Origin of the sequence: Haloterrigena salifodinae, assembly GCF_003977755.1 — an archaeon.
Taxonomy (GTDB): Archaea; Halobacteriota; Halobacteria; order Halobacteriales; family Natrialbaceae; genus Haloterrigena; species Haloterrigena salifodinae.
Window position 1 is genome coordinate 534310 of record NZ_RQWN01000002.1, and the last position, 19488, is coordinate 553797.

The window sequence follows — 19488 nt, forward strand, 5'->3', positions numbered from 1 at the left end:
CCTCTGTTGTATTAGCGCAACTATGGTTGCAGAGTCCGGAGACAAAAAGCTGTCGTCGCTTCCCTTCCCGGCGATCGTCGGCCAAAACGAGTTGAAGCGGGCGCTGCTCGCCGTCGCCGCAAACGACGGTCTCGACGGCGCCCTGATCGTCGGCGAGAAGGGGACCGCGAAGTCGACCGCCGTTCGCGGGCTCGTCGATCTCCTCCCCGACCAGCGGGCTATAGCCGACTGTCCCTACGGCTGTGCGCCCGACGACCCGAACCTGCAGTGTGTCGACTGCCGCGAACGCGACAGCGAGGAGTTGCCCGTCGAGACCCGTCCCGTCCCGCTCGTGACCCTCCCGCTGGGCGCGACTCGAGACCGCGTCGTCGGCACCCTCTCGGTCGAGGACGCCCTCGCCGGAAGCGCGGACTTCGATCCCGGCCTGCTCGCCCGCGCCCACCGCGGGATCCTCTACGTCGACGAGGTCAACCTGCTGGACGACCACCTCGTGGACGTCGTCCTCGACGCGGCCGCCAGCGGCGTCAACACCGTCGAACGCGACGGGGTCAGCGTCTTCCACCCCGCCGAGTTCACCCTCGTCGGGACGATGAATCCCGAGGAGGGCGACCTCCGGCCCCAACTGCGCGACCGATTCGCCCTACAAGCCACCGTCGAGGGCTGCCGGGAGATCGACCAGCGCGTCGAGGTCATCGATCGGGCGCTCGAGGCGGACGCCGGCAACGGCGCCGACGACACCGACCCGTGGGCCGAGTACGCTGACAAGACCGAGACCCTGCGCGCGGACCTCGCGGCGGCCCGCGATCGCCTCGACGAGGTATCCCTCCCGGACGATTTCAAGGCTGAAATCGCCGACCTCTGCCTCGAGGCCGGCGTCGACGGCCACCGCGGGGACGTGGCGACCGCCCGGGCCGCGATGACCATCGCGGCGCTCGAGGGGCGGACAACGGTCATCGAATCGGACGTTTACGAGGCCGCCAGCTACACGCTTCCCCACCGGCTTCGGAGCACGCCGTTCGAAGACGAACCCGACCTCGAGGACCTCCTCGAGGATCGGTTCGACGAGGAGTCGCCGGACGAGGGCGAGCGCGACGACGATGCGGACGGCGACGAGTCCGCGGACGGAGACGAAGGAGACGAGTGCGGGAGCGACGACGGTGAGACGGGAACCGAATCCGGCGGCGAGCGCAGCGACGGCGACGACGATTCGGAGACCGACGATTCGGGACCCGAACGCCGACCCGACGAGGCCGACGACCCGACCGGCGGCGAACCGTCGCCCGCCGAAGCCGGTAACGGGAACGACGGGACCGAGGACGACGACTCGAGCGAATCCGATTCGAACGACGGCGACGGGAGCGACGACAGCGGTGGGAACGGCGACGAAGACGAGGTGGCCCAGCCGCTCGTTCCCGGCCAGCAGCGCGCCGACGTCGCCGAGATCGGCGAGGCGGCGGCGCCCAACCTCGAGACGCCCGACGCCGAGAGCGCGGACGCGGCGACGGCGGGCGGCTCGCGGGCGAGCACGGGTCCCAGCGCGGACAACCGCGGCGCTCGAGTCCGAACCGAACCCGCGTCGAACGACGGTCCGATCGACGCGGCGGCGTCGGTTCGCTCCGCCGCGGCCCGCGGCGACTCCCGCGTTCGGACGCAGGACCTCCGGCAGTCGGTGCGCCGCGGCGATACCGCGGCGACGATCGTCTTCGCGGTCGACGCTAGCGCCTCGATGCGCCCGGCGATGCGCACCGCGAAGGGCGTCGTGTTGGACCTGTTGCGCGACAGCTACGAACACCGCGATCGGGTCGCGTTCGTCGCCTTCGCCGGCGAGGACGCCGACGTTCTTCTGCCGCCGACCGACAGCGTCTCGCTGGCCGCGCGCCACCTCAAGGAGCTTCCCTCCGGCGATCGGACGCCCCTGCCGGCGGGTCTCGAGACCTCGCGGCGAGTCCTCGAACGCGCGGAGACGGACGCTTCGGTCGTCGTCTGCGTGACCGACGGCCGGGCGAACGTCGCCGACGGGAGTCCGACCGAGGCGACCCGGCGGGCGGCCCGAGGGCTCGCGGCCGAGGACGCGACGGTGATCGTCGTCGACGCCGGCGACGACTCTCGGGCCGGCCTCTCGGAACTGGTCGCCGGCGAGACTGGTGGCGACGTGGTCGCCCTCGAGGCGCTGTCGCCCGAAACGGTCCGCGCCGCGGCCGATCGGGCCGCAGACGAGCGATAGCGTCGACGTCGATCGGATCGTTCGGATCTAATCTGGTCAGTCAAAGAAACTTTCATATCGACTGGAACGTACGCGATGGCGGATCAATATCCATTTCAGCGCCCTCGCTCGTTATCCGACGAGAACTATGAGTAACGCGGGGGACGAATTCAGTAATCGGGACGCTGACAGGGGTACAGACGCGGATTCCGGGGTCGCCGTCAGCGAGGACATCGAGTACGGTATCGACGAGAAACCACCGCTCGGCGAATCGCTCGTCCTCGGCATCCAGCACTACCTGACGATGGTCGGGGCGAACATCGCGGTGCCGCTGATTCTGGCGGACGCGATGGGGATGCTCGAGAACGCGAGCCCGTCGGTCACCGCGCGGTTCATCGGCACCTTCTTCGTCGTCTCGGGGATCGCGACGCTGGCTCAGACGACCTTCGGGAACCGCTATCCCATCGTGCAGGGGGCGCCGTTCTCGATGCTCGCGCCGGCGCTGGCGATCATCACCGTCGTCACTTCGGGCGGTGTCGGGGGCGGCGCAGGCTGGCAAGCCGCGTTGCTCCAGTTGCAGGGCGCGATCATCGTCGCCGCGACGGTGCAGGTCGCGATGGGCTATCTCGGTCTCGTCGGGAAACTTCGGCGGTTCCTCTCGCCGGTCGTCATCGCGCCGACGATCATGCTCATCGGCCTTGCGCTGTTCAACGCCCCGCAGATCACCGCCTCGAACCAGAGCTGGCCCCTGCTCGGACTAACCCTCGGCCTCATCCTGCTGTTCTCGCAGTACCTCGACGTCAAGCACAGAGCGTTCCGGCTCTATCCTGTTATCCTGGCGTTGGTGATCGCGTGGGTCGTCGCCGCCGCGCTGTCCGCTGGCGGCGTCATCACCGACGCTCATCCCGGCTACGTCCCGCTTGGCGACGTCACCGACACGCAGCCGCTCCTGCCGATCTACCCGTTCCAGTGGGGGACGCCCCAGATCACGACCGCGTTCGTCGTCGGGATGTTCGCGGGCGTGCTCGCGTCGATCGTCGAGAGCATCGGCGACTACTACGCGGTCGCCAACATCACCGGCTCGGGAGCACCGAGCGAGAAGCGAATTAACCACGGTATCGGGATGGAAGGACTGATGAACGTCTTCTCCGGGATCATGGGCACCGGCGGCTCGACCTCCTACTCCGAGAACATCGGCGCGATCGGACTGACCGGTGTCGCCTCGCGGTACGTCGTCCAGCTCGGCGCCGTCATCATGATCGTCTTCGGCTTCATCGGCTACTTCGGGCAACTGGTCGCGACCATCCCGGATCCGATCATCGGCGGACTCTTTATCGCGATGTTCGCCCAGATCGTCGCCGTCGGCATCTCGAACCTCCGTCACGTCGATCTCGACTCCTCGAGGAACACCTTCGTCATCGGTTTCGCGCTGTTCGTCGGGCTGGCGATTCCGGCCTACATGGGGAACTTCGAGAGCACGATCGCGTTCCGCGAGGCGATCGACCTCGAGGCCACGCTCGCGGGCCAGCCGGGGTGGCTCGAGGCCGCGGCACAGGCCATCGTCGACACGATATTTATCATCGGCTCGACCGGGATGGCCGTCGGCGGCCTCGCGGCGCTGGTGCTCGACAACACGATCCCCGGCAGCCGCGAGGAGCGCGGCCTGGCCCACTGGGATCGGATCACCGAGGACGAGTCCGAGTTCGAGAGCTTCTGGGACCGCTGGCTCGGGGCCGACGACAACGCCGCGTTCGACGCGGAGCGACAGGACTGAGCGGCTGTCACTTGCGTTCTCGTGAGCCACAGTGCAACCCGTCGACCTATGTGTGCGGGAGCCTACAGTATTCTCGATGGCAGAACTCTCCCTCGAGGACGGCACGCTCTGGTACGAGACGCGCGGCGACGGACGGCCGCTGGTGTTCATCCACGGCGGTTGGATGAACGGACAGGCCTGGCGGCCCCAGATCGACCGCTTCGACGACGACTACGAGGTCGTCACCTTTGACGTCCGCGGCCACGGCCAGACGGGAGCGACCGAGGCGGACCAGTACTCGGTCGAACTCTTCACCGACGACCTCGAGGCCTTACTCTCGCATCTCGACCTCGAGGCGCCGATCCTCTGTGGCCTCTCGCTTGGGTCGATGGTCGTCCAGGAGTTCATGGACCGCCACCCCGACCGTGCGGCGGGAGCGATCCTCGGCGGCGCGGTGCGCTCGATGCCGCCGCTGGACATGCCCACGGGGCTGAAGCCTTTCATGTCGCCGCTGCCCGCACTCACGACGTCGCTGTCGCTGACGGGGTCGAAGACGACGTTCCGGTCGATGCTGGGATCCATTCGAGCGACCACCGGCGAGCGCTGGCTCTCGGTGAACCCGGAGATTCAGTCGCAAGCGATCGACGCCGTCGACGAGATCGGTCGCGACGAGTTCCGCAAGGTGTTCGACGCGCTCTACCGCTACGAGCCGTCGAACCTCTCCCACGTCGAGACGCCGACGCTGGTCGTCCACGGCGAACAGGAGGCGCCGCTGGTCAAACGACAGGGCCGACAACTCGTTTCGGAGGTCGGCGGCGCCGAACACCTGGAACTGTCCGACTCGGGCCACCTCGTCAACCTCGATCGTCCGAACGCGTTCAACACCGCGAGCGAGACGTTCCTCGAGACGGCCAGCGCCGCGTAATCAACGCATAGTACGAAAACGATCGCACTCGAGCGATGTGCGATGCGTCGTCCGTTCTCTCAGACTCTGGTTCACGTCGTGGATTTGACTCCGCGTTGAGTCTCTGAAAAATGCTGCTTAAGACGAGATAAGCGGCGCTATCGCTGTTCGAAGGTAATATGTGGTATGGAATATGAGTGTGGAAGCCGCGATTGCCCGGCGTTCCGGCCGGGGGAATCCCGGTTGCCTCCTCCACCCCGCAACCCGTCGAGCGACAGGTGTCCGGCGGTCCACTGCTCGCTTCCGCGCCTGATGGGCTGTCGCCGACTAACCGCGATGGGACGTCCCTGCGGACGGCCATCGCGGACCGCTGTCCCCGACGGACGAGGCTTCTGCGTTGGCTCCCGGGGCCCCGGCCGGTCTGACCGGACGCCCGCGGTGTTTGGTCCCCACTAAAGGCCATATCGCGGGTAACGAGCAGGGCCTAACTGCCCGACCTATCCATCTCTGTATAGGGGAAGGTAACTTAAGGACCTTTCGTCTCTCCGATCGCCGGACGACGCGGTGATCGGTCGTGGCGATCAGTTCGATGCGCGACTCGACCGTCCGATTAGTCCGACGTCGCGTCCGCCTCGCGCAACGCGTGCAGTCCCGCGCTGGGGAAGAACGCGGTTTCGCCGACGACGGGCGCAACCTTGTTGCCACTGCTGCTCGAGGCGTCGGTCTCGTAGCGCCACAGGCGATCGCCCGTGGCACCGTCGTGCGCTCTCATCGCGTTCAGCCCGCTGACATAGACGACGCCGTCGGCGACGACCGGCGGTCGGTCACCGGCCGTTTCGGTCGTCCAGTGCTGCGCGCCGTCATCGGCGTCGAGCGCGGTCAGTCGCCACGAGTTCGTGACGTACAGCGTTCCATCGTCGACTGCCGGCGACGAGACGGAGTTTAGCCCCGAGCCGTGGCCGCCGCGTTCGACCGGCTGGCGCCAGCGGAGCGTGCCGTCGCGCCCGAGCGCCGCGATGGTACCGTCGCCGAGCGGAACGTAGCAGGCGTCGTCGGTGACGGTCGGCGAGCCGCTGACCGCGTTCCCGAAGTCCTTCGACCACAACCGCTCGCCGTCCGCGGCCGATAATGCAGTGAATTCCATGCCGCCCTGATAGACGGTCCCGTCAGCCACCGCCGGCGGCGTCGGCCAGTACATCCTCTCGTTGCCGAGGGGTTTCGTCCAGCGCTCGCGCCCGGTCTCGATATCGATCGCCACCAGCGTCGGCGGATCGGCGTACGTGGTGTTGATCGCGTAGGCCGTTCCGTCGGCGACCGTGACCGCGTCGGAGAAGTCTCGCTCGAGTCGCCAGCGTTCGGTTCCCGCGTCGGCCTCGAGCGCGACGACCGATCCGCCGAGGATGAGGACGACCGCACCCTCGGCGACGACGGTCGATCCGAACGTGGTGCCGCGGGGATAGGACCACTCCCACTCGATATCGCCGGTCGCGCCGTCTAGCGCGTAGACGACCGTCTCCGCGCTGTCGTCGCCGACGGAGTGATTCTCGGGGACGTAGACCGTCCCGTCGACTATCGCCGGTGTTCCGATTTCGTAGTGTGAGTCGTCGTCGCCCTCGCGGAACGTCCAGACGGCGTCGACGTCGGCGGTCGGTCCGGCGTCGACGGTGTTCCCGACGTGGTCCGGTCCGTACTGGAGCATCCGGTACGGGTCGGCGGCGGCCAGCGTCTCCCGCAGTTCGGCCGTCTCGTCTGACGAGTCAGTCGGTTCCTTGTCGGATTCGGTATCGCCGTCCCCACCGTTCACGTTCTTGGTTTCGTCCTCGTCCCCCTCGAGCGCGCCGAGACAGCCCGTCAACCCGGTCGTCAGCGCCACTCCCGCGGCCGAGAGCAGGGCGCGGCGGCTACGACCGCCGGAAATCTGTTCTGCTTTGAATTTCATATATACTGATGAATATCAAGAAAATATATAGATAGGGGTTCCGTCGGCAACCGAGGCCGACATCGGACCGGCTCGAACGCTCCGTCGACCGCCTCGAGACTACCGAGATCCGCCGACGTCCCACGAGAGCCCAATCTCGTCGGTCTCGAAGCCCGGCATGTCGATCGGCAGGACGAACTTGTCGTCCTCCTCGTACAGTCGTAGTCGTTGCCGCCTCGGTCGCTAAACAGTTGGGACGGTACGTCGAGGCTCTGCGTCCAGGTGCTTGCATCGGTCGGAGCACCATAGCTGTTCACCTCAAATTCAATAGTAGATTGTTCGCGGTTCGCGATAAGTTTGTCAGTTCATTCGGTGTGTTACTGTGGAAAGGAGGGTAATGACAGAATAGTTCGAACGCGTCCGACGGAGGAAAAGGCCCATTAGTTTCCCGACACCTCGACTAGGTATGGGACTTGGCAGCACCGCAAAGAAGATTCAGAGCCTCTCGGAGCGAGCCGAGGCGATGTACAAGCAGGTTCAGCAACTCCAGAAGCGGATCATCTCGCTGGAAGAGGAGATGGACGAGACGCACGACACGGTCAACCGAATGGACCACCAAATGACCGAACAGCGCGCGCTCCTGCTGGCCATCGCCGACGAACACGACCTCGACGGCGAACAGATCCTCGCCGACGCGGCCATCGATGAGGCCGAACTCGAAGCCGAGGAGAGCGACGCCGCTGTGGACGAGACGACCGACGAATCGGCGGACGCCGACGCGAGCGACGCGACGGCCAAATAGGGCACTCGGGAACGGTTCCCGGGTCCGGGGGAGTCCAGCCCCGAACGGTCGACCGACCGATGTGGACGTATAGGGAAAGCCCTACGGCCACGGCTCCCGTTTTTCGAGTCGATGACGAGCCACGAGCAGCCGGTCGACTCGGTGCTCGAGACGATCGGTCGAACGCCGCTGGTCGCCCTGCAGGACGGACCCGCTGGCGTCGACCTGTACGCGAAACTCGAGACGTTCAACCCCGGGGCCAGCGTCAAGGATCGTATCGGCCGGTACATGCTCGAGGCGATGCTCGAGCGTGGAGAGCTCTCCGAGGACGGGACGATCATCGAACCGACCGCGGGGAACACGGGGATTGGGTTCGCGATCGCCGCCGAACAGCTGGGTCTCGAGGCGATCTTCGTCGTCCCGGAGCGGTTCAGCGTCGAGAAACAGCAGCTGATGGCCGCGCTGGGCGCCGAGATCATCAACACGCCCACGGACGCGGGGATGGGCGGGGCGATCGAGCGCGCCCACGAACTGGCCGCGGAACTCGACGACGCCGTCGTTCCCCAGCAATTCTCGAATCCGCTCAACGTCGAAGCCCACTACGAGACCACCGGGCCCGAGATCTACGAGGCGCTCGACGGCGAGGTGGGCGCCGTCGTCGCCGGCTGTGGCACCGCGGGGACGCTAATGGGCATCGCGAAGTACGCCCTCGAGCAGGACGAGTCGACGTACGTCGCCGCGGTCGAACCCGAGGGCTCGATCTACGGCGAGACGCTGGGTGACGACCGCGAGGAGGACGAGTACAAGATCGAGGGGATCGGCACCCACGACCTGGCGACCAACGAACTGTTCGATCCCGACCTCGTCGACGCCGTCTACGCGATCCCGGACCGGGACGCCCACGACGAGCTCCGGCGCCTGGCCCGCGAAGAGGGCCACCTCGTCGCCTCGAGTGCGGGCGCCGCGAGCGTCGCCGCGAAGCGGGTGGCACGGGCGATTTCGACGGGCGAGATCGACGCGCCCCACGAGACCGTCGTGACGGTGTTTCCGGACTCGAGCGAGCGCTACCTCTCGAAGGGGATCTATCGGTCCTTCGAGGAGTGGGAGGGCTAACGCCGAACGGCGCCGGAAGACGGGACGAAAACGACAGTCATCAGTACACTGATTATGTCTCCCTCTTAGAAACGGCATATGTCCCTCCCACCAGCTGCGCTCCCCGACGCGGGCTGTCCGCCCCCACTCCGGGCGCGCGTCGAGCGGTACACGAATCAGGGAGGGCTCATCGGCGCGTTCACCTACGCGCTGACCGTCCTCGAGACCGACGATGAGACCCTCGCCGCGGCGACCGCGTCGATCCCGACGAATCTCTTCGTCACGAGCAGCCTCCACGACGACGCGATCGACGAGTCGGGCGACTGGAACGCGGCCGATCGCAAACGCCGGCTGAACGAACGCATCACTCTGGGCGACCTCGTCTTTACGAACGTCGTCGAGGCAGCGCGGTCGCTCCCCGCGTACGCTGATCTGACACCCGTCCTCGAAACCGTCCGCCAGATCGGGCGGGGGCAACTCGCGGAAGACCACCTCGAGCCGTCGACGGCAACCCTCGAAGACGCCGTCGCCCGCGTCGACGCACGCGGGGCCGTCTGGGGCGATCTCGCGGTCGCGCTGGTCGATGCCGTCGCGGACTACTCCAAGACCCAGTGCGAGATGCTCCGTCGACTGACGAGAAATGGTATGTTCGTCCTCACCGTCGTGGACGACGTCGAGGACCTGCCCGCGGACGTCGGCAACGGCGTCGCGAACGTGCCGCGTGCGCTCTACGACGGCGACCTCTCGACCCGCGAGTCACCGGCCGCCGTCGTCGATGCCTTCCTCGGCTCCGACGCCCCCGATCGTCTCGAAGCGATTCTCGCCGAACGCCGGACCGCACTCGGCGCCGACGCCCGCGCGTTTGCAGCGACGCTCGACTGTCCCGAGACCGACGTGCTGGCGGCCGTCCGTCGGGCGCTGTCGTGGTACTGCGATACGGTCTGTTCGGTGCCGGTCGAGGCGACCGTGCCGCCGGAGCGCCAGCGACGCGTTCGGGCGGAACTGGTCGACGACGAGGCGTCGACGCGGCGGACGCTCGCGTCGGCCATCGCCGAACTCCCCCTCGAGACCGGATCGCTGCCGGTCGACCTCGACGCGGTCATCGACACCGTCGTCGAACTCCCCGCAGCTCCGCTCGCGGACGTCCTCAGTATGGTCACGCACGTCGCGACGATCGCCGACGACGTGATGAGCACGTCGCTGGCCGACGCCCTCGACGTTCTCGAGCGACGAGCATCGACACCGCAGTCGTAATCCGTCGTTCGACCGTCGTCGCTAGCCTTCAGGCGGCGAGCCGCCGGTGTTCGACCTTCATACACCGATCCTGGACGACCCGCCGGCCGTCGTCTTCGGCTCGGGCCGCGGCCTCGTCGTCGCGGATCCCCTGCTGGGTCCAGACGACCGTCACGTCGTCGCGCTCGAGGGCCGCGTCGACGATCCCGCTGACCTCCTCGCTGGGCCGGAAGATGCAGACGACGTCGATCTCCGCGTCGACTTCGTCGAGCGAATCGTAGACCTCCCGCTCGAAGATTTCGTCGGCGTACGGGTTGACCGGAATCACGTCGTAGCCGCGCTCGAGCAGGTACTTGGGCACGTCGTGGGCCGCCTTCCCCGGCGTGCTCGAACAGCCCACGACCGCGATCGTCTCGTACTCGAGGATCTCCTCGATCTCCTCCGCGGTATCGACTGGCATGGTAGTCTCAAGTACGCGCTCGGCGCTGAAACGTTTCGGGGTCTCGTACCGCCGGTACCTGACTCGAGATGGGATGGTCACTGCACTGCGTCGAACGCCACGAAAGCCCACCCGCGGTGGCACGACCGGCCAGCCGACTCGGATGAGACTGAAAGAGCCAGGGCTTTCGTGGTGTTTGCAGTCGATGCAGGAGTCCCAATGAACCCCTAACGCGCGATATCAGCGCTCGGAAAACGAAACGTGAAGCCAGCGGTCGCGAACGAGACTGCTACTCAACTCGAGAGGCCGGCGGTCCGAATCTCGGGTTCCTCGCCGTCGGTGGGCTCTTCGAGTTCGATGACGGCGTCGAACAGCTGTTTGAGCGTGTTCATGGTCTGGTCGTCGTGGGCCGTCGAGTCGATGACGTACAATCCCATGGCGTCGGCGCTCTGGATCCGGCCCGTGAAGACGTGGAGGAACCGGAACACGGTCTGGAGATCGGAGTACATCAGCAGCGTCGACACCGAGTGTAACAGTACGCGGTTCTCGGTCAGGCCGTGGCCCTCGTAAAATTCCTGGAGGAACTCCGAGAGTTTAATCCCGATACCGGTCATGTCGACCGGCGAGGAGGCGTACTTGATCCGCGGATCGTCGTCGACGGTACCGATCCCGCGCTGTTTCGTGACGCAGTCGACGATCCCGACGTCCGGATCGACGCCCGCCTCGAGCGAGTCGGTGAACGTCTCGAGAACCTTGTCGGCGCTGTCTTTGGTCGTCACGACGATCGAACCGTTACCACGGTTGGCGCCGCTGGCGAGGATGTCGAAGGCGATCTCGCGCTTTCCCGTCAGTGGCGGGCCCGCAATGAGCAGGTTCGTCCCGGGCTCGATGTCGGCGTCCGGGAGGACATCTGCGAGGTCATACATGCCAAATACTCACATCCATACAGCCGTAGTGGAATCCGCTGGCTACTCCGGCGTGTGATATGAGAATGCGGTATCCAGCTTATATTACTTTTGATTGTACAGGCACAACTATTGCTTATTCCCCACGGTTGTGGGTCGACAACCGCCGGCGCTGCCACCGCGAACGGTCTCAGAACACGGCGGGCATCGCCGCCGCCCGCCCCACGATAAACGCCAGCGCGGCGAGAAACATCCCATACTTGAGATGTCCCTGTCCCGCCGTCGGATTCGAGAAACTCTCGTAGGCCGCATAACACATCACGGCGACGGCCGGACCAACCACGACCAGGTACGCGACCCCGAAGTCCTCGAGGAGGACGTACGGGAGCGGGCTCGCCGCGGCGCCGATCGCGAGCAGCCCCGTCGCGACGTACAGCGCACGGCGCTCCCCGATAGCGATCGGGAGCGTGTTGAGTCCCTCCTCGCGGTCGCCCTCGACGTCCTCGACGTCCTTGATGATCTCCCGTGTCAGCGTCGTGATCGCCGAGAGTAGGAAGAGAACGGCCGCGGGCGCCATGTCGCCCACCGCGGCGGCCCCGAAGAGGAACGAACTCCCGACGAGGTAGGCGACCAGCGCGTTCCCGACTCCCGGCAGCCCCTTGAAGACCTCCGTGTACGCCACCAGCGCGACGAGGTTGATCCCCGCGATGGCCAGCGCCGCCGGCGGGAGCGTCACCGCGAGCGCGACGGCCGCGCCGAAGCAGACGAGACTGAACGCGAGCGCGCCGCGCGGACTCACCGCTCCGCGGGGAATCGGCCTGTCGGGCTGGTTGATTCGGTCGATCTCCCGATCGAAGTAGTCGTTGATCGCGTTGCCGGCGCCGACCGCGAGCGCCGTGGCGGCGACCGCCGTCGCGACCCGAACCGGCTGGTCGACGACGCCGCCCGCGACGAACGCGCCGATGAATGGCAAGACGCTCGCCGCGATCACGTTCACCGGCCGCGTCAACTCGAGGAGTCCGCGGCCCGTCTCGCCTGCTGTCATAGGCTGGACTGGTCAACGCTGGTGGTTAAACGGTGCGATCCGCCGCGGCGAGACGGCGGGGAGAAAACGGCGGCCTCGAGTCCCCCGCTGTGGCTGGCGACTACGGTAATCGCTGGCGAGAGCGCGGGTTAGTGGCGGTACGAGACGCGGTGCAAAGTCGCCTCGAGGGGCTGGCGCGGAGCGTTACTGCCACTCCTCGAGATCGCACAGCGTGTCGACGTCGACCGAGAGCCACTTGGTCACGCGCTCGTCACCGGTGGCGTCGGCCGGGACGGCCGTCCAGACGTCCTCGTCGTCGGTGAGCAACTCGAGCGGCATCGCTGCGGCCTGCTCGTCGTCGGGGATGGGGGTCTCGTTTACCGTCATGGCACATTCGATCGTTGACTATCCATGACAAAGACCCCCTGAGCCAATTTTCACCGACTGAGAAGTGCGGGTAAAGGTCGCGGACTCGTGGTGCGTGTGGTGGTGGCTATCGAAAGCGTCCCAAATCGAGTGACTTATACGGCACCGCCGGAAATTCAGTGGTGAGGGCGCTTAGCTCAGTCTGGACAGAGTACTTGGCTTCGGACCAAGCTGTCGCGGGTTCAAATCCTGCAGCGCCCATACATTTGACGTGCAATAATCGCCCGAGAGCGCGGCGATTATCGGTCGAACGACCATCTTCTCTGCTTTCGTTCGATCATCGAACGGACGATTAGGTGCCACCGGGATTCGCGTATGTCCAAACTGGTCGCCTTCGAGAAAATCGATCACCGATTGACGTACACTCTTCTGTTCGCGCTGGATGAGGCAATAAAGGGCCGAGATCACCCGGTCAGCTCTGTTCTCTCGTCGAGTGGTTCAGAATCCGCTCTAACCGACGCGTAGATTCGGTCGGCCCACTCACACGCGATCGATGCATCCGTATCGACGAATACCTGCATGAGTCCAGTGGACTCATCGTAGCCCCCGATTCCGATGTGCTCGTCAAAAATAGCCAGACCATACGGGAGCTCGTCACGCGTCCTGAGGGTCAGGTGCCCGCGACCAACCGCCTCTCGGGCGCGTTCCGGGTACGTCTCGAATAGCTTCTCGACGATGTTGGGCAGATAGACGATTTCGGTGTCGGTCGCTTCGAAGATCTGGTGGTGGAACTCGCCTAGGACGAGCGGTGCCATGTGCGTCGTGTTGAACCCCCGGAAGGTCTCGGAGTCCTTGAGCAACGATAGGAACCGTTCGACCGGCTGGTAGGGATCGTCCGGTTTGGCGAGCGTGACCGTCGCGTCCACGAACGGTTCGAGAACGAACTCCTGATGGTCCTCACAGATGACATCCAACAGTGGTGACAACCGGTGAACAGTACGCACGTTCGCCTCGAACCGGAGGACCTCGTCGGCAACGGCCTCACCGGCCCCGGTCAACTGGAACCGGCCGTCGATTTTTTCGACGAACCCCTGTTCGTCGAGCCACTGCGTGAAGCGGTGACTCGTCGCCCGCGAAACGTCCAAACGCTCTTCGATCTCCCGACGATCGAGCGGCTCGTCGCGGAGTGCTTCTAGGACGGGTCCATGACGAACGATCTCCCCGAGCAAATCCGTATCAACACGCTCGCCCGCTGCGTCGAGCCGTTGGCCGAGATACTGTTGGTTTCGAGCGTTCTCCAGGACGGCCTCCAGAACCGGTGAACCAGGAGGGTGGTGTTCGTCGGTCGGGTGATCGTCTTCGTGGAACCCCATGGAAACCACTAGTTCGGTAGTGTGTATCACGGATAGTAATTCTATCGTACGCAAAGCGAGAGCCATCTCACTTCCTGAAACAGTGCGTATTCCATCGAACATCTTTCCGTGAATGAGGCTAACAGCCACGCAACCGACCAAGCGTATATGGCACAACCGACGATCGAAGACGAAGAGATTGAACGGTTCGAAGCAACGCTGCACGGCGACCTCATTCGGCCCGACGACGCCGAGTACGACGACGCCCGCGCAGTCTGGAACGGGATGATCGACAAGTATCCAGAGCTGATTGCGCGGTGTCGAGGCGCGGCGGACGTCATCCAAGCCGTCGAATTCGCTCGCGAGACCGACCTTCGCGTGGCTGTCCGGGGCGGTGGCCACAACGTCGCTGGGACGGCCGTCTGTGAAGACGGCCTCGTGATCGACCTTTCGGAGATGAGGGGAGTTCGAGTAGACCCTGATGAACGGACAGTGTGGGTCCAGGGCGGTGCCACGTGGGCCGACGTTGATTACGAAAGCCAGGCGTTCGGCCTGGCGACTCCTGGCGGTGTCGTTTCGGACACGGGCGTCGCCGGACTTACGCTCGGCGGCGGCATCGGGCATCTTCGGTGTAAATATGGCTTGACCTGTGACAACCTCGTTTCCGTCGATCTCGTCACGGCCGATAGCGAGTTTCTGACCGCCAGCGAGGAGGAAAACGAGGAGCTCTTCTGGGGACTTCGCGGTGGCGGCGGCAACTTCGGCGTGGTGACCGGCTTCGAGTTCGAGCTCCACCCAGTCGGGCCGGACGTTGCGACCTGTCTGGTATTCTACCACGGCGACGACCTGGCGGACGTCTTGTCGGCCTACCGCGAGTACGTCGATTCCGCTCCCCGCGAGGTCAGCACGCTCATCTTCGCCGGCGAACTCCCCGACGAAGAACTGTTCGATGCCGGCGTTCTCCACGAGCCGAAGTTCGCTATCATGGGGTGTCACTCTGAGGATGTTGAGGTCGGCAAAGGGGAGCTAGCGCCATTACGGGAATTCGCCGATCCTCTCGCGGACTTCAGCGGGACGATGACCTACGCTGACTTCCAGCGGATTCTCGACGAAGACTATCCTGACGGGCTGCGTTACTACTGGAAATCGCTGTATCTTGACGGGCTCTCCGAGTCAGCCATCGATCGGATCGCGTATTGGGCCGACGCGGCACCCTCGCCGCTCTCGACAGTCGATGTCTGGCAACTAGGCGGGACGATTACTGACGTCGGCGTCGAAGAGAACGCGTTCGCCGGCCGGCACGCACCATACCTCCTCGGCGTTGAGGCGAACTGGGAGGATCCCCAGATAGACGATGCCAACGTGGAATGGGTCCGCGACTGTCTGGCCGACATGCGACAGTTCTCCGACGGTTCGGTCTACTTGAACTTCCCGGGCTTCCTGAAGGACAACGACGAAATGATGGAAACCACGTTCGGGTCAACGTACGAGCGGTTAGTGGCGTTGAAAAACGAATACGATCCGATGAACCTCTTCAGCCTGAATCAGAACATCAAGCCGACAACATAGGGGGCAGCCAGACATTGCTATTTTCCCGCCAGCCATGATTAATTCGCGTTTCGCCTACTGTATCTGGTTGGATATATTCATAGGATGTCAGAGCCTTACTTTCAGACATTCGAATTCAGATGTCTCACGCCTGAAAGGTCAATTCGTTCGATAGGCGAACCGGAGCCTGCAGCGCCCATACATTTAGTGTGGAATAATGGCCATAAAGCGTGGCAATTATCTGTCGAACAGGCCTGATTTTGCTTTCGTTCGATGGGCTATTGAGCGAGTGGGTGTCACCGGGATTCGCGTACATCCAAACCGGTCAGTAGAGAGAAAATTAATCGCCAATTGGCGGCCGATCATCGCTGGAGACTACCGCCACCCAAACCCTATCAAAAGTTCTGTGCTGCATCTCTCATGGGGCCCTCGTTTATTTCGCCCCATCAGAACTGAACTAACCGTGAAGTACTGCGTGCATATCTACCGAGCGCTGGCTCCAAACGATGGGAGTACGAGGGCGAATCACCCACGTGCAGATGAAGACCACATTTAACCGTTCCACCCAACTACCGGTTGCCAATGAGTCAACAGGGCGAACGCAGTGACCAACCGGGGACGCCGGGTCTCGAAAGCGGCCTCGAGGCATTGCGTCAGAGTCCTGAGTTTCGCGGCCCGGTCGAACCACCCGATAGCCATGACCACGTCAACGACCATTTCGCACTTATATATAAGAATCGAGACGAACAGTTCGCGGCCGCCATCCCATTCATCCGCCAGGGACTCGAGCAGGGCGAGCGATGCCTGTACGTCGCGGATGACAACTCGAAAGCAGAAGTACTGGAAGCGATGCGGGCCTACGGCATTGACGTGGACGGTGCCCTCGACTCGGGTGCGCTATCCGTCCACACGGAAGCGGACACGTACCGCAGGACCGGCGCGTTCGATCAGGATGCGATGCTGGAGTTCTGGGAGGACTCCCTAACGGAAGCAACAGACGAGGACGGCTACACGGGAATCAGGGCAGCCGCCGAGATGACGTGGGCGCTGGATGAGGATACGAGCCCCGATCAACTGGTCGAGTACGAAGCGGCCCTCAACTCCCTGTTCCAGAACGAGGACTACACCGTCATGTGTCAGTATAATCGCGAGCGGTTCCCACCCGAGGTGCTCGAAGACGTCATCGAGACCCACCCGCACCTCATCCACGACAACATGGTCTCTCACAACGTCTACTACACTCCTCCCGAGGAGTTCTTCGGCCCCGAACGGCCAGCCGACACGGTCGATCGGATGATGGGGAACCTGCGCGAGCAGACCGAGGCGAAGACGGAACTCCAGCAATCGAAAGAACACTTCAAGCAGATCTTTGAGAGCAGCCACGACGCTATCCTCATCGTTGACCCCGACGCAGACGAAATCCTCGACGCAAATCCGGCCGCATCCGAGATGTTTGGATACGCACGAGACGAGTTGCTGGCGCGCGGCCCCTCCGACTTATATCCCGACGAACACGACAGATTCAGTACGTTCGTTGACGAGGTGGTCGAAGATGGGATCGGCTGGACAGACGAACTCACCTGCCGCACTAGGGATGGGGTCCGGATTCCGACTGAGATCTCGGCGTCCCAAATCGAGGTCGATGACCGCCCGGTCATGTTCGCGGCGATCCGCGACATCACCGAGCGCAAGGAACACGAGCAGGCCCAACAGAGATTGTACGAGATTGTGGCCGATTCCGACCGGCCGTTCGACGACAAACTCCAAGCGGTACTCGAACTCGGCTGCGAGCGGTTCGACCTCGAATACGGCGGGATCGCCCGCATCGATCCGACGGCCGATCTGTTCGAGGTGGAGACCATACGCGGGGACCACGACCACCTCGTCCCTGGCGAGCAGTATCCGCTCTCCGAAACCTACTGCCGATTGGTGACGGGCGACGGAGAAACCGCTGCCGTCACCGACCCTATAAGCGAGGGGTTCGAGGGGAAACTGTGCTACGAGCGCTTCGGCGTCCAGGCATACCTCGGAAGCCACCTCGAAGTCGATGGTGACGTCGATCGGACGTTCTTCTTCGTCTCGAACGAACCACGGAAGGAGGAGTTCTCAGAGGCCGAACGCACGTTCCACCACCTGATGGGGCAGTGGGTGGAGTATGAACTCGAACGCAGGCAGGCCGCGGAGGAACTGCGCGAACAAACCCACACCCTCGAAACGATCAACCAGGTGGGCAACTCACTGGCCGCCGAACTCGACCTCGAGAATCTGGTGCAGGAGGTTACAGACGCCGGTACGGAAATAACCGGCGCGGAGTTTGGTGCCTTCTTCTATAACGTCATCGATGACCAAGGCGAATCCTACACGCTCTATACCCTCTCAGGAGTACCTGATGAGGAATTCGAAGACTTCCCGATGCCGCGCAATACGGAGGTCTTCGGCCCGACCTTTCACGGCGAGGGGGTCGTCCGCTCGGACGACATCACCAAAGATCCGCGGTACGGTAACAATGCGCCCTACGATGGGATGCCCGAAGGCCATCTGCCCGTCTGCAGTTACCTGGCGGTTCCTGTAATCTCGAACTCCGGTGAAGTACACGGTGGCCTTTTCTTCGGCCATTCGGAGCGGGGCATCTTCACCGAGAAGGATGAAAACATCATCACCGGGATTGCTGCCCAAGCGGCCGTAGCCATTGATAACGCTCGTCTGTATGAAACTGCGCGCGAAAGCGAGGAGCGATTCCGAGCGTTGGTCACCGCGAGTTCGGAAGCCGTGTTTCGCATGAGCTCTGATTGGAACAAAATGCACCACCTCGAAGCCCAGGGCTTCCTCGCCAACACAAACGAACCGACCAGCGACTGGCTTGATAAATACATTCTCCCGGGCGACCAGGAGCGCATCATGGAGGCCGTCAACGAAGCCGTCCGGACCAAGAGTACATTCGAGCTTGAACACCGAGTGGAGCAGGTCGATGGCAGCCTGGGCTGGTCATTCACGCGTGCGGTACCAATGCTGAATGAGGACGGTGACATCGAGGAATGGATTGGTATGGCGAGCGACATCACCGAGCGCAAGCATCGCCAGCAGGAACTCGAACAAACTAACGCACAACTGGAACGCTCGAACGCCGAATTGAAGCGGTTCGCCTACGCCGCCTCTCACGACCTCCAGGAGCCGTTACGGATGGTGTCGAGTTATGTTCAACTGCTCGAACAACGATATGCCGACGATCTCGATGCCGACGCACAGGAGTACATCGAGTTCGCCGTCGATGGTGCCGACCGGATGCGCGAAATGATCGATGCGTTGCTGCAGTATTCACGGCTCAACACGAGTGACAAAGAATTCGAACCCGTGGACTGTAATGGCGTGCTCGCCCAGGCGACGGATAATCTCCAAATCGCCATCGAAGAGAGCAGCGCCGAGATTACCTCGGATTCACTGCCCACGGTCATGGGCGACGAGCAGCAACTGGTGCAGCTGTTCCAAAATCTGCTCGATAACGCTATTACGTACGCTGGTGATGAGCCGCCGCATATTCACGTCACTGCTGAGAAGCAAAACGATGAATGGGTGCTGTCGGTCCAGGATAACGGAATCGGGATCGATTCGGAAAAAGCTGAGGAGATCTTTGAGGTGTTCAACCGCCTCCACACCCCTGACGAGTATGCCGGCACTGGTATTGGACTCGCACTCTGCCAACGGATCGTTGATATTCACAATGGCCGCATTTGGGTTGAGTCGGAACTCGGTGAGGGGTCGACTTTCTCATTCACAGTTCCCGAGAAGAAAGCGAGCAAATCCGCATAGGTAGTGGTTCGTAATGAGTGAGGGAATCGGGATTCTGCTGGCCGAGGATAACCCGGTCGATGTTCGTCTCATGTACTTAGCAGATGGTCGGTGAACTCGTGACCGATACGCGCTACTCAATTCAGCAAGACGCTACGAGCTCATGACTCCTCCATCACTTACG

14 protein-coding genes, 1 tRNA gene and 1 other RNA gene are annotated in these 19488 nt (G+C 63.5%); 9 read left to right on the plus strand and 7 right to left on the minus strand.

Features of this window, described 5'->3' with window-relative positions; all coding sequences use genetic code 11:
• Positions 1-22 precede the first annotated feature (22 nt).
• From EH209_RS11400 to EH209_RS11410, 3 genes are all read left to right on the plus strand, one after another.
• Entirely contained in the window at positions 23-2224 is a 2202-nt protein-coding gene (locus tag EH209_RS11400; protein WP_126663017.1) for a VWA domain-containing protein, read from the plus strand.
• Between the two features lie 127 nt (positions 2225-2351).
• Positions 2352-3977, plus strand: coding sequence for a uracil-xanthine permease family protein (locus tag EH209_RS11405; RefSeq protein WP_126663018.1), 1626 nt, complete (start codon positions 2352-2354; stop codon positions 3975-3977).
• A gap of 76 nt (positions 3978-4053) precedes the next feature.
• Positions 4054-4881 carry an alpha/beta fold hydrolase gene (locus tag EH209_RS11410; RefSeq protein WP_126663019.1) on the plus strand — a complete coding sequence of 276 codons (828 nt, stop codon included), beginning with the start codon at positions 4054-4056 and terminating at the stop codon, positions 4879-4881.
• A gap of 174 nt (positions 4882-5055) precedes the next feature.
• Here the strand turns inward: EH209_RS11410 and ffs are convergent.
• Positions 5056-5368: signal recognition particle sRNA (ffs, locus tag EH209_RS11415), an RNA gene on the minus strand.
• Positions 5369-5470: 102 nt separating this feature from the next.
• The gene (locus tag EH209_RS11420) at positions 5471-6799 is read right to left on the minus strand and encodes a PQQ-binding-like beta-propeller repeat protein (protein WP_249038789.1); all 1329 of its coding nucleotides are present in this window, start codon (positions 6797-6799) and stop codon (positions 5471-5473) included.
• Positions 6800-7244: 445 nt separating this feature from the next.
• Between EH209_RS11420 and EH209_RS11430 the strand changes: the two genes are divergently transcribed.
• The 3 genes from EH209_RS11430 (at position 7245) to EH209_RS11440 (ending at position 9905) form a co-directional block, all read left to right on the plus strand.
• Complete coding sequence (locus tag EH209_RS11430) at positions 7245-7580, plus strand: DUF5798 family protein (RefSeq protein WP_126663020.1); 336 nt, start codon at positions 7245-7247, stop codon at positions 7578-7580.
• Positions 7581-7691: 111 nt separating this feature from the next.
• Positions 7692-8672, plus strand: a complete 981-nt coding sequence (locus EH209_RS11435) for a PLP-dependent cysteine synthase family protein (RefSeq protein ID WP_126663021.1) — start codon at positions 7692-7694, stop codon at positions 8670-8672.
• Between the two features lie 78 nt (positions 8673-8750).
• On the plus strand, positions 8751-9905 hold the full coding sequence (locus tag EH209_RS11440; protein WP_126663022.1) for a class 1 isoprenoid biosynthesis enzyme: 1155 nt from the start codon (positions 8751-8753) through the stop codon (positions 9903-9905).
• A gap of 28 nt (positions 9906-9933) precedes the next feature.
• Here EH209_RS11440 and EH209_RS11445 read toward each other — a convergent pair whose 3' ends face one another.
• The 4 genes from EH209_RS11445 to EH209_RS11460 all read right to left on the minus strand — a co-directional run bounded on the left by EH209_RS11445 (position 9934) and on the right by EH209_RS11460 (position 12639).
• The gene (locus EH209_RS11445; RefSeq protein WP_126663023.1) at positions 9934-10344 is read right to left on the minus strand and encodes a CoA-binding protein; all 411 of its coding nucleotides are present in this window, start codon (positions 10342-10344) and stop codon (positions 9934-9936) included.
• Between the two features lie 272 nt (positions 10345-10616).
• Positions 10617-11249, minus strand: a complete 633-nt coding sequence (locus EH209_RS11450; RefSeq protein WP_126663024.1) for an RAD55 family ATPase — start codon at positions 11247-11249, stop codon at positions 10617-10619.
• A 169-nt stretch (positions 11250-11418) separates the two neighbouring features.
• Positions 11419-12273: a geranylgeranylglycerol-phosphate geranylgeranyltransferase gene (locus EH209_RS11455; RefSeq protein WP_126663025.1), complete on the minus strand. Its 855-nt coding sequence runs from the start codon at positions 12271-12273 to the stop codon at positions 11419-11421.
• A 183-nt stretch (positions 12274-12456) separates the two neighbouring features.
• Positions 12457-12639: a DUF7511 domain-containing protein gene (locus tag EH209_RS11460; protein WP_008892639.1), complete on the minus strand. Its 183-nt coding sequence runs from the start codon at positions 12637-12639 to the stop codon at positions 12457-12459.
• A gap of 165 nt (positions 12640-12804) precedes the next feature.
• Here EH209_RS11460 and EH209_RS11465 point away from each other — a divergent pair.
• Positions 12805-12879, plus strand: a tRNA-Arg gene (locus EH209_RS11465).
• A gap of 203 nt (positions 12880-13082) precedes the next feature.
• Here EH209_RS11465 and EH209_RS11470 read toward each other — a convergent pair.
• Positions 13083-13991, minus strand: coding sequence for a helix-turn-helix transcriptional regulator (locus EH209_RS11470; RefSeq protein ID WP_126663026.1), 909 nt, complete (start codon positions 13989-13991; stop codon positions 13083-13085).
• A gap of 147 nt (positions 13992-14138) precedes the next feature.
• On the opposite strand from EH209_RS11470, the gene EH209_RS11475 reads away from it, so the two are divergent.
• Together EH209_RS11475 and EH209_RS11480 are read left to right on the plus strand one after the other, a co-directional pair.
• Positions 14139-15539 carry an FAD-binding oxidoreductase gene (locus EH209_RS11475; RefSeq protein WP_126663027.1) on the plus strand — a complete coding sequence of 467 codons (1401 nt, stop codon included), beginning with the start codon at positions 14139-14141 and terminating at the stop codon, positions 15537-15539.
• 561 nt (positions 15540-16100) lie between these two features.
• Entirely contained in the window at positions 16101-19325 is a 3225-nt protein-coding gene (locus EH209_RS11480) for an MEDS domain-containing protein (protein WP_126663028.1), read from the plus strand.
• Positions 19326-19488: the final 163 nt, after the last annotated feature.

What these genes read in the sequence shown, in the direction of transcription:
- EH209_RS11430 (WP_126663020.1), top strand. Translation starts at nt 7,245, where the DNA reads ATGGGACTTGGCAGCACCGCAAAGAAGATTCAGAGCCTCTCGGAGCGA.
- EH209_RS11450 (WP_126663024.1), bottom strand. Translation starts at nt 11,249, where the DNA reads ATGTATGACCTCGCAGATGTCCTCCCGGACGCCGACATCGAGCCCGGG.
- EH209_RS11460 (WP_008892639.1), bottom strand. Translation starts at nt 12,639, where the DNA reads ATGACGGTAAACGAGACCCCCATCCCCGACGACGAGCAGGCCGCAGCG.
- EH209_RS11400 (WP_126663017.1), top strand. Translation starts at nt 23, where the DNA reads ATGGTTGCAGAGTCCGGAGACAAAAAGCTGTCGTCGCTTCCCTTCCCG.
- EH209_RS11440 (WP_126663022.1), top strand. Translation starts at nt 8,751, where the DNA reads ATGTCCCTCCCACCAGCTGCGCTCCCCGACGCGGGCTGTCCGCCCCCA.
- EH209_RS11455 (WP_126663025.1), bottom strand. Translation starts at nt 12,273, where the DNA reads ATGACAGCAGGCGAGACGGGCCGCGGACTCCTCGAGTTGACGCGGCCG.
- EH209_RS11475 (WP_126663027.1), top strand. Translation starts at nt 14,139, where the DNA reads ATGGCACAACCGACGATCGAAGACGAAGAGATTGAACGGTTCGAAGCA.
- EH209_RS11480 (WP_126663028.1), top strand. Translation starts at nt 16,101, where the DNA reads ATGAGTCAACAGGGCGAACGCAGTGACCAACCGGGGACGCCGGGTCTC.
- EH209_RS11470 (WP_126663026.1), bottom strand. Translation starts at nt 13,991, where the DNA reads ATGGGGTTCCACGAAGACGATCACCCGACCGACGAACACCACCCTCCT.
- EH209_RS11420 (WP_249038789.1), bottom strand. Translation starts at nt 6,799, where the DNA reads ATGAAATTCAAAGCAGAACAGATTTCCGGCGGTCGTAGCCGCCGCGCC.
- EH209_RS11405 (WP_126663018.1), top strand. Translation starts at nt 2,352, where the DNA reads ATGAGTAACGCGGGGGACGAATTCAGTAATCGGGACGCTGACAGGGGT.
- EH209_RS11435 (WP_126663021.1), top strand. Translation starts at nt 7,692, where the DNA reads ATGACGAGCCACGAGCAGCCGGTCGACTCGGTGCTCGAGACGATCGGT.
- EH209_RS11445 (WP_126663023.1), bottom strand. Translation starts at nt 10,344, where the DNA reads ATGCCAGTCGATACCGCGGAGGAGATCGAGGAGATCCTCGAGTACGAG.
- EH209_RS11410 (WP_126663019.1), top strand. Translation starts at nt 4,054, where the DNA reads ATGGCAGAACTCTCCCTCGAGGACGGCACGCTCTGGTACGAGACGCGC.